The organism is Rhodococcus sp. AQ5-07 (assembly GCF_009707305.1).
GTDB classification, from domain to species: Bacteria; Actinomycetota; Actinomycetes; order Mycobacteriales; family Mycobacteriaceae; genus Rhodococcus_F; species Rhodococcus_F erythropolis.
In genome coordinates this window covers 5,365,001-5,379,706 of the sequence record NZ_CP046099.1, presented here as the reverse complement: position 1 = coordinate 5,379,706, position 14,706 = coordinate 5,365,001, and the positions used below count along the sequence as shown (strand labels likewise).

At 59.9% G+C, this 14,706-nt stretch carries 10 protein-coding genes and 2 rRNA genes (1 of these 12 running past the window's edge); 7 read left to right on the top strand and 5 right to left on the bottom strand.

The window, feature by feature from the left end:
• Positions 1-491: 491 nt before the first annotated feature.
• Both GJB56_RS25065 and pdxA read right to left on the bottom strand, forming a co-directional pair.
• Positions 492-1,259, bottom strand: coding sequence for a DeoR/GlpR family DNA-binding transcription regulator (locus GJB56_RS25065; RefSeq protein WP_003941419.1), 768 nt, complete (start codon positions 1,257-1,259; stop codon positions 492-494).
• Between the two features lie 28 nt (positions 1,260-1,287).
• A complete protein-coding gene (gene pdxA / locus GJB56_RS25060) occupies positions 1,288-3,528 on the bottom strand; it encodes a 4-hydroxythreonine-4-phosphate dehydrogenase PdxA (protein ID WP_113684475.1) in 2,241 nt (746 codons plus the stop codon).
• A 212-nt stretch (positions 3,529-3,740) separates the two neighbouring features.
• Here pdxA and GJB56_RS25050 point away from each other — a divergent pair, with 212 nt between their 5' ends.
• From GJB56_RS25050 to GJB56_RS25020, 7 genes are read left to right on the top strand one after another with little or no spacing between them, the layout of a single operon-like run.
• Positions 3,741-5,318, top strand: a complete 1,578-nt coding sequence (locus tag GJB56_RS25050) for an ABC transporter substrate-binding protein (RefSeq protein WP_113684474.1) — start codon at positions 3,741-3,743, stop codon at positions 5,316-5,318.
• 4 nt (positions 5,319-5,322) lie between these two features.
• Positions 5,323-6,327 carry an ABC transporter permease gene (locus GJB56_RS25045; RefSeq protein WP_205318871.1) on the top strand — a complete coding sequence of 335 codons (1,005 nt, stop codon included), beginning with the start codon at positions 5,323-5,325 and terminating at the stop codon, positions 6,325-6,327.
• The gene (locus tag GJB56_RS25040; protein WP_019746660.1) at positions 6,327-7,274 is read left to right on the top strand and encodes an ABC transporter permease; all 948 of its coding nucleotides are present in this window, start codon (positions 6,327-6,329) and stop codon (positions 7,272-7,274) included. The genes GJB56_RS25045 and GJB56_RS25040 overlap by 1 nt, the downstream gene beginning before the upstream one ends.
• 3 nt (positions 7,275-7,277) lie before the next feature.
• Complete coding sequence (locus GJB56_RS25035; RefSeq protein ID WP_113684473.1) at positions 7,278-8,111, top strand: ABC transporter ATP-binding protein; 834 nt, start codon at positions 7,278-7,280, stop codon at positions 8,109-8,111.
• Positions 8,108-8,974, top strand: a complete 867-nt coding sequence (locus tag GJB56_RS25030) for an ATP-binding cassette domain-containing protein (RefSeq protein WP_051253226.1) — start codon at positions 8,108-8,110, stop codon at positions 8,972-8,974. Before GJB56_RS25035 ends, GJB56_RS25030 begins: the two co-directional genes overlap by 4 nt.
• Entirely contained in the window at positions 8,974-9,933 is a 960-nt protein-coding gene (locus GJB56_RS25025) for an aldo/keto reductase (RefSeq protein WP_021334655.1), read from the top strand. Before GJB56_RS25030 ends, GJB56_RS25025 begins: the two co-directional genes overlap by 1 nt.
• 34 nt (positions 9,934-9,967) lie before the next feature.
• On the top strand, positions 9,968-10,729 hold the full coding sequence (locus GJB56_RS25020) for an HpcH/HpaI aldolase family protein (RefSeq protein WP_019746656.1): 762 nt from the start codon (positions 9,968-9,970) through the stop codon (positions 10,727-10,729).
• Between the two features lie 63 nt (positions 10,730-10,792).
• Here GJB56_RS25020 and GJB56_RS25015 read toward each other — a convergent pair whose 3' ends face one another.
• The 3 genes from GJB56_RS25015 to GJB56_RS25005 form a co-directional block, all read right to left on the bottom strand.
• On the bottom strand, positions 10,793-12,217 hold the full coding sequence (locus GJB56_RS25015; protein ID WP_007732506.1) for an aldehyde dehydrogenase family protein: 1,425 nt from the start codon (positions 12,215-12,217) through the stop codon (positions 10,793-10,795).
• Between the two features lie 381 nt (positions 12,218-12,598).
• A 5S ribosomal RNA gene (gene rrf / locus GJB56_RS25010) occupies positions 12,599-12,715 on the bottom strand.
• A gap of 159 nt (positions 12,716-12,874) precedes the next feature.
• Positions 12,875-14,706 (bottom strand): 23S ribosomal RNA (locus tag GJB56_RS25005); it runs 1,303 nt beyond the window's last position.

Sequence of the window (14,706 nt, the reverse complement as noted above, 5' to 3'; positions counted from 1 at the left end):
ACATCAGAACCGAAACCCGAAGGCCCGGAACATCATCCGACATGCGAAGTACCAAAAAATATTTGGCACTGACATTCATCGACACACTGTTGAGTTCTCAAAGAACACGCACACACCATCACCACGACCCTATGGCCGCCGCTCCGGGGCAACTTTCCCAGCCTATCCCAACCAGGTCACCGGCGCAAACCGCTGAACATTCGGGGAAGAACTGGAGGTGAAGCACAACCATACACGATGGAAACTACTTCGAAATTTGGTCAGGCACTTCGTACAACCTCGTGTCACTCACCCTCGCAGGTGGGAGTCGGTGTCCGTGTCGCTCTGACTTGGAATAAGTTACGCGTCCGCCGAAGTCTTTGACAAATCCACAGGTCAGAGACTCGGAGGTATCCATTTCCCCAGCAAGATTGCCCGTTTCAGTCGATTTTCGCCAATTCGGACATCATGTGACGCCGGACACCGTGGCCGAATCGGCACGCAGCGGGAACTCACACCACTTGGACTCGGATACCTGCATCCTCGAACAACGCGACTTGCTTTGCGTCTACTGCAGCATCGGTAACCAGCACGGCCCCCGGCGGTATCGGCGCCCACGCATGGAAAGGACGTTCACCAAGCTTGGCGGAGTGGGCGAGTATGTAGACCTCGCCGGCACGTTCGATCATCATTTCCTTGAGCCGGGTCTGATCGAGCTCAGCTTCACAAATACCCAGGTCAGCGGTAACGGCATCGGCACCGAGGAATGCCTTGTCAAACGAGACCCTCTGCAGCGACGCTTCCGCCAGCGGCCCGACGAATCCTTGACTGAGCTGCCTCAGCGTCCCGCCGAGACATTCGACTCGAACACCATCAGCGTCGGCTAACGCCTCGAGCGCCGTCAGCCCTGCAGCGATCACCGTCAAATTCGTCACGTGACGTAAAAACTCTCCCATCGCTCCGACGGTGGTACCTGCATCAAGGAGCACGGTTTCTCCGGGCCGGACCTGCTCAGCAGCCCATTCGGCGATGCCCCGTTTGGCGTCGAATCCCTCCATTGCGCGTTGACGCAAGGAGGATTCCGGATGAGGGTTGAGAGCAATCGCCCCGCCGTACGTTCGAGCAATTACTCCCTGGGCAGTCAACTGACTCAGGTCGCGACGGATCGTAGATGCAGTCACCCCGAATTGGGCAGACAGATCCTCGACACTGGCCAGACCGCTGGTGCGAGCGAGCCTCGCAATCTCCGACCGCCTCGCCTCCGACTCCCGAATGGCCATCGCTCCTCCCCCCTACAAACCCTGGTGCTTACTTGGAAACGAATGTGCTGGTTGCCAATTCGGCCGCCTGCCGCAGCGCTTCGACCATACTACCGGCCTCGGCGATGCCCTTACCTGCAATATCGAAAGCGGTTCCGTGATCGACGGAGGTACGGATGACAGGTAACCCGACGGTGATGTTGACGCCGGCCTCGATCCCGAGAACCTTGACCGGGCCGTGCCCCTGATCGTGGTACATCGCAACGATCAAGTCGTAGTCCCCACGTCCAGCGAGGAAGAATGCCGTGTCCGCCGGCAGTGGGCCGTGGACGTCGATTCCTTCTGCCTTCAAGAGTTCGACGGCGGGAATGATCTTCTGCTCTTCCTCTCCGTACCCGAAAAGCCCGTTCTCCCCCGCATGCGGGTTGATCCCGCACACGCCGATTTTCGGAGATGGATTGCCCGTACGCACCAAAGCTTCGTGACCTCGACGAATTGTCCTCTCGACCAGGCCGGGCTCGATCCTGGCAACTGCATCGAGCAGTCCGATGTGAGTGGTCACGTGAATCACCTTGAGCTTGGGGGTCGACAACATCATCGACACCTCCTCGGTACCGGTCAGGTGCGCAAGCAATTCCGTGTGTCCGGGATAGATGTGTCCTGCCGCATGCAGCGCTTCCTTGTTCAGTGGCGCCGTGCAGATCGACTGGACTTCACCGCGTACGGCGAGTTCGCTTGCGACGCGGATATATTGATAGGCCGCATCCCCCGCGACTGCCGACAGTTCACCCCAGGCGAGATCCTCGGGTAGCAAGTCCAGGTCGATGACGTTGATCCGTCCATCGTTGAATTCAGCATCCTTGATCTCCTCGATCGCGACCACGTCGACGTCGATTCCGAGCACCGTGGCAGCCAATCGCAAACGCTTCGCGTCACCGACAACAACAGGGCGGCAACGCTTTCTCGTTTCGGCGTCGAGGAGTGCGGGGACGATCACTTCCGGTCCGACGCCGGCGCCGTCGCCCATCGTGACAGCAATCAGCGGCAGTGGAGTGGATTCGATTGACATGGGATTGACCTCGTTGTCTGAAGGTGGACTGTCCGGAGCGTCGACCAGGATGGGGCGCGCGAGAAACTTCGTTATAGAGAAAAGACTGTGTGCATTCCCGAAACTGCCTGGCCGCGTGACGATGTACCGTCCGGTGTGGTCGACGGAAAGCACGGCGCCGTGTTCAATTTCGTAAATCGGTGACAAAGTGTCGATCCGCAGGCGGTCGAGAACGCTGCGCGCGGTTTCGCCACCGGTAAGAACCAAGTCGATCGGGTACTCGCCGTGGGAGAATCCTGCATCGACGGCAGCGATCAGATCGGCGAGAGCCGAAACGAGATGGACGGATTCTGCAGGCACGACAGGTCCACTTACCGAAACCACGACGTTTCCGCAATCCAGTGCGTTCAGAATCGGAAGCGGATCGACCGAATGCGCCAGGAGTTCAGCACTGTTCACTTCGATATGGTGCGCACCTGAATCCCGAAGCAATTCCACTTGGTCCCCGGCAGACGCATCCGCCGTCCCCACAACCACCAAAGTAAATCGAGAATCACGAAGAGATGGACGCACGACGGGTGACTGCACGGTTCGTCGTCGTGCCACTGCCGTCGCGAGCGCCGAGGTTCCTACCAATCGAGAACCCCGAACCTCCTGTGCTGCAGCCACAATCAGTTCCAGATCACTGTCGGTCTCGACGTCGCAGATCGCCACCGACCCGGCTTCTGAGATCGACGCAAGAACCTGACTCAACCGCCCGGAGCGAATGTCGTCCAGCGATACGCCAGAAGTAATTGCCGACGAGCCGAGCGCCTCCGCAATCGACCGAGGAGCCGGCTTCGACTCCGCGCGCCACAGGTCGGTGGCGTGCAACGCAACCCCATCGACCAACACCACCCCGCCTTGCACCGTGCGCCCTTGCCTGGGCAGTCCGGCGGCGACGATGACCGGGGATCCGTCGCGGGAGAGTTCTCCAACCTCCGCCGCTATGTTGCCCCTGAGCAGGGAATCGATCTTCTTGACGATCTCGGAGCCGTCAGACGATTGCAGAACTGATCTCACGTCACGAGAGGCTCTGGCGGGGTCGGATCGCCGTGAGTGCAGATCGAAAACCGTCACTCCTGATCCGTCGGGCGCGCCTGGGCCGAGTCGAAGCGATATGCCCGAACTGCGGAGCAGAAATCCTGCGGCCGACTCCGCGGCTCCGGAAAGATCATCAGCGATGATTACCAGTGGTTTCATCGAATTCCTCGACCCCCTTTCGGTCTGAATCGAGTATGCACAGCATCGCAACCGATGCGCGAAGTACGCAATCGAAGTTACGGGACTTGCGCGAAGTGCGCAACAGTGCCATTGTGAGCTGAGTTACAAGCGAGAGCCCGACGCGATTGTTCACCAACAGTCCGCTCGGAGCGTCGCCCCCACGCTGCCCCGTCAGGATCGAAAGGTCACCGATGACCAATACTCGTTTGCGAACACCACAGCTCTCCCGGCGATCCTTTCTGCAGTTCACCGGGCTGATCGGTGGCGCAACGCTTCTGGGCACGACTGCCGCGTGCGCCGGCCCTACCGGGAAGCCGACCCAGGACACCCTGGTGCTCGGGCTCAACCGTTCGCTCGTCAGCCTCGACAACAAACTCAATCAATTCGACGCAGCAGTCACGGCTCAACGTGGCGTCAGACAAGGTCTCACCCGGATCGGCGACAATCTGACACCGCAACTCGTTCTCGCTGACAGGTTCGAATCGACCGGCGCGACCGAGTGGACGGTTCGACTCCGCGAGGGCATCCGTTACTCCGACGGCACACCTGTGCTGATCGACGACGTCACGACGGCAATGCAGATGTACCAGCAGGTCAGCGGATCGTTTGTCGCACCGCAGTTCCCCGAGTGGCCGACGGTCGTCCCCATCGACGATCGCACCTTCATCCTTCGGACGAATTCCCCGGTGCCGGTTCTGGACTCGCTCATGTCCAACATCTTGATCACCCCGGCCGCTGCGAACGAACCCAACGAACTGCAGAGCGGAATCGGGTCGGGACCGTTCGTCGTCAGCGAATCGAACCGGGGCACCGGTGATTACACACTTGTCGCCAATGACAACTACTGGGGCCCGGCCCCTGGCGTTCGTCGTGTTCAGGTCCGCTTCATTCCCGAAGAGGCCGGCCGCGTCGTCGCACTTCGGAGCGGCGAGGTCGACGTCATCGACTCGATCAGTCCCGATTCCGCCGAACAACTCGCCGACCTGCCTGGTGTCCAGGTGGACACAGTGCCGAGCACACGCATCAACCAACTGTTCTTCAACTTCCGCAAGCCCGCCGATCACCCACTGTCCAATCCGCGTGTCCGAGAAGCTCTCACGTATGCCATCGACGGTGAGTCACTCGCTCGGGACGTGCTGATCGGATCCGCAGTCCCGGCCACCGGCCCCGCACCGTCGACCTTGGACGGAGCCGTGAAAACCGGTACTTACCAATATGATCCACGGAAAGCGCGGCAAATGCTCGAGGCCGAAGGCGCCGACGACCTCGAACTCACCTTCATCTGGGAAACCGGAGAGTTCACCAACGACGTCTCGGTGATGGAATCGGTACTCGAAATGATGAAGGCCGTGGGAGTACGCGTCAAACTCCAGCAGTTCGAACCGGGCGGTGACATCTCGTCCTGGCGCCAGGGCAAGACCGGCGACTGGGATGTGCTGGGCAACGGCTACGGCAACCAAACCGGACTTGCACTGACCACGTTGCAGGGGATGTACGCCGGCACAGCGGAGAAGGAAGCAACTCGCGACACCTATCACGGGTACGTCTTCCCCGAAATCACCGCGAAGATTCAAGCCGCATCCAGTGAACCAGACCCGACCAAGCGCACCGCTCTACTCGACGCCGCACAACAAGACATTTGGAACACCTGGCCTTGCCTGTGGAGCTTCGTACCCAACGCACTCCTCGCGAAACGCACTCGTGTACAAAATGTTTCACTGACCCCGATCAACTCCTACGACCTCGGCGCCGTCCGATTGGAGGCCTGAGGCGATGACTCTCACCGCTCCGAAACCGCAAACCGCTCTCGGAATCTCTCCGCGTCGGCGCAAAAGGATCAACCCGACCGCCAAATACGTGCTCAAACGCTTGGCACAGAGCGCCTTGACGATCTTCCTCACGCTCACAACAGTGTTCGTCCTGATCCGAATGGCTCCCGGCGATCCTGCCTACGCCTTGGCCGGACCGCTGGCCAGCACGGAGGATCTAGCACAAATCCGTGCTGACATGGGCTTGGACAAGTCGGTGTTCTCTCAATACCTGATCTACCTGTGGGACCTCGTCCATCTGAATCTCGGCACGTCGTACTCGTTCCAGGCGCCGGCCATGGACGTTGTCCTCGGCCGTCTCCCGTACACCATCACCCTTGCCGTCAGCTCCATTCTGTTGACCGCCGTGCTCTCGATTCCGCTGGGCGTGTGGATGGCCCGTCACGCGGACACCCGACGCGAACTCGGTGCGAACGTCGTAGCCGTCGGCGGGCAGTCCATGCCGGAGTTCTGGAGCGGCCTGATGCTGGTGACGATCTTCGCGGTCTTGATCCCAGTACTCCCGGCAGCCGGTTTCACCACATGGCCGTCGTTGATCCTGCCTACCGTCACCATCGCCATCCTTCAGATCGCGTTGATCTCCCGGATGGTTCGACGCGAAATGGTCTCGGCCTTCGCTTCTCCGTACATCACGGTCGCACGTTCTCGCGGAGTATCCGAACGCGAACTCACCTGGCGATATGCGATGCGTAATTCTGCGATTCCGATCGTCACCGCGCTGGGCACCAGATTTGCCGGAATGCTGAACGGCGTCGTGGTGGTCGAAGTCGTGTTCGCCTGGCCTGGTGTCGGCTCGCTGGTGGTCCGTGCACTCGAGACTCGCGACTACCCGCTCATCCAGGCCACCGTGCTTGTCACTGCGGTTCTCGCCGTGCTCGTGCAACTGGCAGTGGACCTCCTCTACCCCCTCCTGGATCCACGCGTGCGACTCGGAAAGGGCGCCAACTGATGACTACCGTCTTGGAACCTCCAACAACTCCACGCGCCAGCGCGGTCACCGAGGCAGACTTCGCACGCGCCGGAGCCACGCGCCGTAAGCGAGACAGCCGAGTCAAGATCTGGGCCGGCTCGATCTGCGCGCTCCTGGTGATTCTTCCTGTTGCATTGGCGGGACTACTCCCCCTTGCAGATCCGAACCAGACCAACCTGAGCAGTCGACGGCTACCGCCCCTCACCGACGGCCATCTGTTCGGCACCGATCAGTTGGGACGAGATCTCCTCTCACGGATCCTGCACGGCGGCCAGGTGTCTCTGACGATCGGTATTCTCGCCGTGATCGTCTCCGGGGTCATCGGCATAGTCGCCGGATCCGCCGCGGGGTACTTCGGCGGCTGGGTCGACACCGTCATCTCCCGCCTACTCGAAGCACAGCTTTCTCTGCCTCTGCTGATGATGCTGCTTCTCGTCGTTGCGCTGTTCGGTCCGTCCATTCCCGTCATCACGTTTGTCATCGCGATCGCGCAGTGGCCCGAGGTCGCACGGTTGACTCGCTCATTGGTACTCGTCGAACGCGAAAAGCCTTACGTAGCTGCAGCTCGAGTCCTCGGACTTACTCGCATGGCAATTCTGCTTCGTCACGTCATTCCGAACATCGTCAAGCAGGCCTCGCTCGTCGTCCTGCTGCTGCTCGCGCAGGCCGTACTGCTGGAAAGTTCGTTGAGTTACCTCGGCGCCGGACCGCAACGTCCGTTCGCAACGTGGGGACGAATCATCGCCGACGGCCAGGACTACATCACCACGTCATGGTGGATCGTCACGTTGACCGGTCTGATGATCGTGCTACTGGTCGTCGGAGTGAACCTACTCGGCGACGGCCTGCGCGATCGTCCTGCAGGTTCGAAACGACTGGGCGCAAGCCTGTTCGGGCGTGGCAACGCCCAGAAAGCAAAGGCGTGAGACATGGGCAATCTACTACGGGTCGACGACCTCCAGATCGAACTTGTCACGGCGAATGGCGTCATCCGAGCCGTCGACGGGGTGTCCTTCTGCATCGACGCCGGTGAAACCGTCACCATCATCGGTGAATCCGGCTCCGGAAAGTCGACCACGGCCATGGGAATCCTCGGGCTGCTTCCGGACGATCTTGCCGTTCTTTCCGGGAAAGCCGTGTTCAAAGGCCAGGACATTCTCGGAAACACGAAGATCTTGAACGATATTCGTGGAAAACACATCGCCCTCATCCCCCAGGACCCGATGACGGCTCTGAGTCCCGTCCACACCATCGGCAGCCAACTTCGAGAAGCAGTGCGCCACAGCGGTGTGACCGCGAAGAAGCAACAAATCGAGCGGGCAGTGCAACTGCTCGAGCAGGTACGCATTCCGTATCCGGATAAGCAACTCGACAAGTACCCGCATCAACTGTCGGGTGGAATGCTGCAGCGCGTCCTCATCGCCGGAGCTCTTGCTGCCGGCCCCGAACTGATCGTGGCCGACGAACTCACCAGCGCATTGGACGTCACCGTTCAGGCCGGGATTCTGGATCTATTGCTCGAATTGCAGGAACGCACCGGGATCGGAATGCTGGTCATCACCCACGACCTCGGAGTCGCCCGACTCGTATCCGATCGCATCTACGTGATGAAGGACGGACGTTTTGTCGAGACCGGTAGCGCCGACGTTCTCGTCGACTCACCGCAAAGCGCCTACACACAAAAGCTTCTCGACGCCATACCGCACCTGGGGCCTTGGGATGGCGACCCCGCCCGTTCAACACAGATCGGAGCCTCGGCATGAACCCCCACGAAACGCCACTTCTCGCCGTCGAAGATCTCGTTGTCGAGTATCCGGTTCCCGACGGAGTTTTCCGAGCCGTGGATGCTGTGAGCTTCTCGGTGGAAAAGGGCAAGACCCTGGCCATCGTCGGCGAATCCGGATGTGGCAAGTCGACAATCGCTCGATCTATCGTCCGACTCCTCACACCGACCAGTGGACGCATTCTCGTCGACGGCAATGACATCGCGCAGATGTCGGAGAAGTCACTGCGCCCCTTCCGCTCTCGCGTTCAAATGGTGTTCCAAGATCCGTACGGATCGCTGGACCCCCATCTGACTGCCGAGGACATCATCGGAGAACCACTGCGCCTCAAAGGTGTTCGGAGCAAGTCTGAACGCGCCAAGGCAGCAGCAGAACTCGTCGATCGCGTTGGCCTGCCCAACTCGGCACTACACCGGCGTCCGGCAGAGTTCTCCGGTGGCCAACGTCAGCGCATCGGAATTGCCCGTGCACTTGCCAGCGGACCCGAGATCCTGGTCTGCGACGAAGCGACCAGCGCTCTCGACGTTTCGGTGCAAGCGCAGGTACTCGCGCTCCTACGTGAAATTCAGACCGATACCGGTCTGACGTACGTTTTCATCTCACACAACTTGGGCGTCGTCCGAGAAATCAGCGAGACCGTAGTCGTGATGTCGAAAGGAGCCATCGTCGAATCCGGTTCCACAGAAACAGTTCTCGCCAGTCCGCGCGAGCCGTACACCCGCGCACTACGAGGCGCTGCTCTCGATCCCACCACCATGGTCGGCATCAAACCACGCCACGTGGTGGCAGCCCTGTCCAAGAACTTGCTAGCCAAGCAGACCGAATCACGAGGAGTTGCCTGATGACCGCCCCACTCGAGCTTCCGAAACTGGTGCTCGGCACTATGACCTTCGGAGATACGGTCGACATATCGGGTGCCGGATCGATGCTCGACGCAGCACTAGGCGCCGGTATCTCTCACATCGACACGGCCAACGGCTATGCGGGCGGTGAGTCCGAGCGCATGCTGGCAAAGCTCCTCCATGGCCGACGCGATTCCGTCACTCTGGCCACCAAAGCAGGAATGCCACACCCCGATGCCGGTGACAACAGCCCACTCTCGGCAAAGGGACTCCGAGCAAGCATCGAAGGAAGTCTGCGCAGACTCGACTCGGACTACGTCGACCTGTTCTATCTCCATCAGCCGGACCGAACCGTCACGCTGACCGAAACTCTTACCACCGTCGCGGAACTGGTTGCCGAGGGCAAGATCCGCACACTCGGCGTATCCAACTTTGCCGCGTGGCAAATCAGTGAAATCAACTACACCGCAGACACAGTCGGTGCTCCGCGACCGATCGTCGCACAACAGCTCTACAACTTGCTCGCGCGTCGCATCGAAGAAGAATACGCAGAATTCGCGGACGTGACCGGACTGACCACCATGGTCTACAACCCACTCGGTGGGGGCCTGCTCACCGGGCGCCACACCTTCGAGGAAAACCCCGTCGACGGCCGATTCGGCGACTCCCGTCTTGCGTCGATGTACAAGGAGCGATACTGGAACACACAGATCTTCGACGCCATTGCACAACTGACGGCGATCGCGGAACAGTCGGGCATCTCCCTGACCGAGCTTGCGTTGCGCTGGCTGGTCAGCAAGCCCGTCGCCGGATCGCTGCTCCTCGGAGGATCCAAAGTTACGCACCTCGAATCCAATATCGCGGCCATCGGGCGAGGTCCACTCGACGCCTCGACCGTCGAAGAGTGTGACCTAGTCGGTGCCGCCCTACGAGGCCCCATGCCCAACTACAACCGCTGAAACACCCGACCTTCATCAGGAAGAGTTCTTCACTATGTCAGCACAGGAATTCGCCGCACGTATCCGAGGACGCGAACGCATTCTCGGATACTGGTCCGTCATCGACAGTCCGGTCTCGACCGAATGGATTGCGCACGTCGGCTGGGACTACATTGCCCTCGACATGCAGCACGGCCTGATCGGCTATTCGGGGATGGTCGCCGGGCTCACCGCCATCGACTCGTCACCGTCCACTGTCGGGATGGTGCGCGTCGAGGCAAACAATCCGACGCCCATCGGCCGTGCACTCGACGCGGGCGCTGTGGGCGTCATCGTTCCGCTGATCAACAACGCCGAAGAGGCAGCGGCCGCCGTGGCAGCCGCCAAGTATCCGCCTTTCGGCATCCGCTCCTACGGACCCATGCGCTCTCAACTCCGTATCGGCCCCGTTCCCGCCGACGCGAACCGCGACACCGTTGTATTTGCGATGATCGAGACCCCACAGGGTCTGGCGAACGTCGAAGAGATCTGCGCAGTGCCCGGTTTGGACGGCGTGTACGTCGGGCCGTCCGACCTACGAATCGCCGTCGGCGGTAAGCACTCCAACGATCCGGACGTCGCCGAGGAATTCGAAGCAGCGCTCACCCGGGTGCGCGAAGCTGCCGCCGTCAGCGGAGTCGCTGCGGGAATCCACACACCTTCCGGTCAGGTTGCGGCACAACGGCTCGGGGAGGGCTACACGTTCGCGACCGTGGCCTCGGACCTGACACATCTGGCGAACATCTCGGCTCAGCATTTGGATGCCGCCAAGTCCTGATCCGGGTACAAAAATGGCGATGCTCCCGCACTTGGTACGGGAGCATCGCCATTCTCGAACAAACTATCGCTGAATCGCCTTGATCTCGAGGAACTCTTCGAGCCCGAACGTGCCGGCCTCGCGCCCGACGCCCGACTGCTTGTACCCACCGAACGGAGCATTCGTGTTGAAGGCGCCGCCGTTCACCTCGACTTGCCCGGCCCGCAGTTGCCGGGCGACGCGATCCGCGCGATCGGGGTCACCTGACCAAACGCCACCGGCCAGTCCGTACTCGGTGCCGTTGGCGATACGCACTGCGTCGGCCTCGTCTTTGTAGCCCATGATCGAGAGGACCGGTCCGAAGATCTCCTCGCGCGCAATGGTCATGTCTTCGGTCACGTTCGCGAACACCGTCGGACCGACGAAATATCCACTGGCCAGACCAGTTTCGCGACCGTCGACAACCGCGGTGGCACCTTCCGACACACCTTTCTCGATGTATCCGCGAACGCGTCCCAGCTGATTCGCGTTCACCAGAGGACCAAGCACCGAAGTCGGCTGAGTCGGATCACCTACCGGGAAATGAGCGGCGACTGCAGCAGCAATTGCCGCTGCCTCATCCACCTTCTCCGCGGGAACCAACATACGCGTCAGCGCCGAACAGGTCTGGCCCGAATTGATGAAGCACTTTGCGACGCCATCCGTGACAGCCTTTTCGAGATCGGCGTCGTCGAGAATGACATTCGCCGACTTGCCGCCCAGCTCGAGCGAGACCTTCTTGATGGTGTCCGCGGCAACGATGGCCACTCGCTTGCCTGCACGAGTCGATCCGGTGAAGGAGACCATGTCGACCTCAGGGTGGCCGGCGATGGCTTCGCCCACTACCGGGCCGTAGCCACTCACCAGGTTGAATACACCTGCAGGCAAACCAATTTCGTCGAAGATGTCAGCGAGAGCGTACGTGATGAGTGGCGCAACCTCGGTGGGCTTGAGAACCACGGTGCAGCCCGCGGCGAGCGCACCGCCGACCTTCAAGACAACTTGGTGGAGCGGGAAGTTCCAGGGAGTGATGGCGCCGACAACACCCGCAGGTTCGCGAACAATCAGCGAATTCCCGACCTCGTGAGCGTCGAAATCATAAGTGCGAGCCAATTCGGCAAATGCATTCAAATTCGCGAGCGGCATTCCGATTTGTACGGGCTTCGCGAATCCGATCGGCATTCCCATATCCTGCGAAACAAGCGCCGCAAGATCATCGGTGCGTTCGGCAATTATCGCCGCGGCCTTGGAAAGATATTCGGCGCGCTCACCGCCGGATAGTGCAGACCAGGCAGGGAACGCCTTTCGTGCTGCCTTCGCGGCCGCGTCGACATCTTCGACAGTGCCTTCGGCGACAGTTCCTATCAGCTCTTCGGTAGCCGGATTGAGAACGTCGATCCGACCGCTGCCAGTGGATTCGATCCAGGCGCCATCAACATAGATTTTGGTGCGGTCGAGAATATCGGTCATCGAAGCCTCCGTAGTCATCACGCGTGCACAGGTGAGGTGGGCCCGATCACACGGGGCACCTCTTCCGAGCCTAGCCACGCTCTACGGGTTCCGTGGCGGGTTGGTGTCGCGATTGACCGTCGACTGACGAGACCTGTGGTGAGCGCAGGCTTTTCGCGGATCGCGTGAACGTACCGTTCCCCTCGTTAGAGGCGGTGAGAGTGTCGTTCACTCGGTCCCGGACGGGGTGGTGAGCCGGCCGTGCTCGCTCGTGATGGTGTGAACGGTACGTTCGGTCGATCTGAGGCGACGAACGTACCGTTCGCTCGCAGTAAGAGTGGGGTGTTTTGGGTACGAGAAAGCCCCCCAACCATCACTGGTTGGGGGGCTTCTCTACATTGTGTTCGGCGGTGTCCTACTCTCCCACACCCTGTCGAGTGCAGTACCATCGGCGCTGAAGGGCTTAGCTTCCGGGTTCGGAATGGGACCGGGCGTTTCCCCTTCGCTATGACCGCCGTAACTCTATGAAACTGTCACAGTAACCAACTTCTGATCACCTGGTTTCACCGTGCACCAACCCGAACCCGTTACCGGATGGATGGATGACGGAGAAAACAGAGTTTCTCATCAGTATCTGTGTGTTGTTTCAGATACCGCACAGTGGACGCGTAGCTTCTTTGTGGTAAGTCCTCGGCCTATTAGTACCAGTCACCTGCATGCATTACTGCACTTCCAGTTCTGGCCTATCAACCCGGTGGTCTGCCGGGGGCCTTACCCCCTCGAGGGGGTGAGAAACCTCATCTTGGAACAGGCTTCCCGCTTAGATGCTTTCAGCGGTTATCCCTTCCGAACGTAGCTAACCAGCGGTGCTCCTGGCGGAACAACTGGCACACCAGAGGTTCGTCCGTCCCGGTCCTCTCGTACTAGGGACAGCCTTCCTCAAGTTTCTAACGCGCGCGGCGGATAGAGACCGAACTGTCTCACGACGTTCTAAACCCAGCTCGCGTGCCGCTTTAATGGGCGAACAGCCCAACCCTTGGGACCTACTCCAGCCCCAGGATGCGACGAGCCGACATCGAGGTGCCAAACCATCCCGTCGATATGGACTCTTGGGGAAGATCAGCCTGTTATCCCCGGGGTACCTTTTATCCGTTGAGCGACACCGCTTCCACTTGCCGGTGCCGGATCACTAGTCCCGACTTTCGTCCCTGCTCGACCTGTCAGTCTCACAGTCAAGCTCCCTTGTGCACTTGCACTCGACACCTGATTGCCAACCAGGCTGAGGGAACCTTTGGGCGCCTCCGTTACATTTTGGGAGGCAACCGCCCCAGTTAAACTACCCACCAGGCACTGTCCCTGAACCAGATCATGGTCCGAGGTTAGAGGTCCAATTCGATCAGAGTGGTATTTCAACAACGACTCCACGATAACTGGCGTCACCGTTTCACAGTCTCCCACCTATCCTACACAAACCGAACCGAACACCAATACCAAGCTGTAGTGAAGGTCCCGGGGTCTTTTCGTCCTGCCGCGCGTAACGAGCATCTTTACTCGTAATGCAATTTCGCCGAGTCTACGGTTGAGACAGCTGAGAAGTCGTTACGCCATTCGTGCAGGTCGGAACTTACCCGACAAGGAATTTCGCTACCTTAGGATGGTTATAGTTACCACCGCCGTTTACTGGGGCTTAAATTCTCAGCTTCGCTCCCGAAGGAACTAACCGGTCCTCTTAACCTTCCAGCACCGGGCAGGCGTCAGTCCGTATACATCGTCTTACGACTTCGCACGGACCTGTGTTTTTAGTAAACAGTCGCTTCTCACTGGTCTCTGCGGCCCCACCCAGCTCAGACAGTAAATGTCGTCACCAAACAGGGCCCCCCTTCTCCCGAAGTTACGGGGGCATTTTGCCGAGTTCCTTAACCATAGTTATCTCGATCGCCTTAGTATTCTCTACCTGACCACCTGTGTCGGTTTGGGGTACGGGCCGTGTGAAAGCTCGCTAGAGGCTTTTCTCGGCAGCATAGGATCACTGAATTCGCCTCAATCGGCTACGCATCACGTCTCAGGCTATGTGTGACCCGGATTTGCCTAGGTCACGCCCTACACGCTTACACCAGTATTACCACTGACTGGCTCAGCTACCTTCCTGCGTCACCCCATCGCTTGGCTACTACCAGATCAGGTCCCATGCATCCACCAACTCGAGACCCGAAGGTCTTCTCGTGGCTTCAGGATGGTTAGTATCACTGATTCACCATGGGCGCGTTCACACGGGTACGGGAATATCAACCCGTTGTCCATCGGCTACGCCTGTCGGCCTCGTCTTAGGTCCCGACTCACCCTGGGCGGATTAACCTGGCCCAGGAACCCTTGGTCATTCGGCGGACGAGTTTCTCACTCGTCTTTCGCTACTCATGCCTGCATTCTCACTCGTGTGGCCTCCACGGCTAGGTCACCCTGCCGCTTCCATGGCCACACGACGCTCCCCTACCCATCCACACACCTGCCCA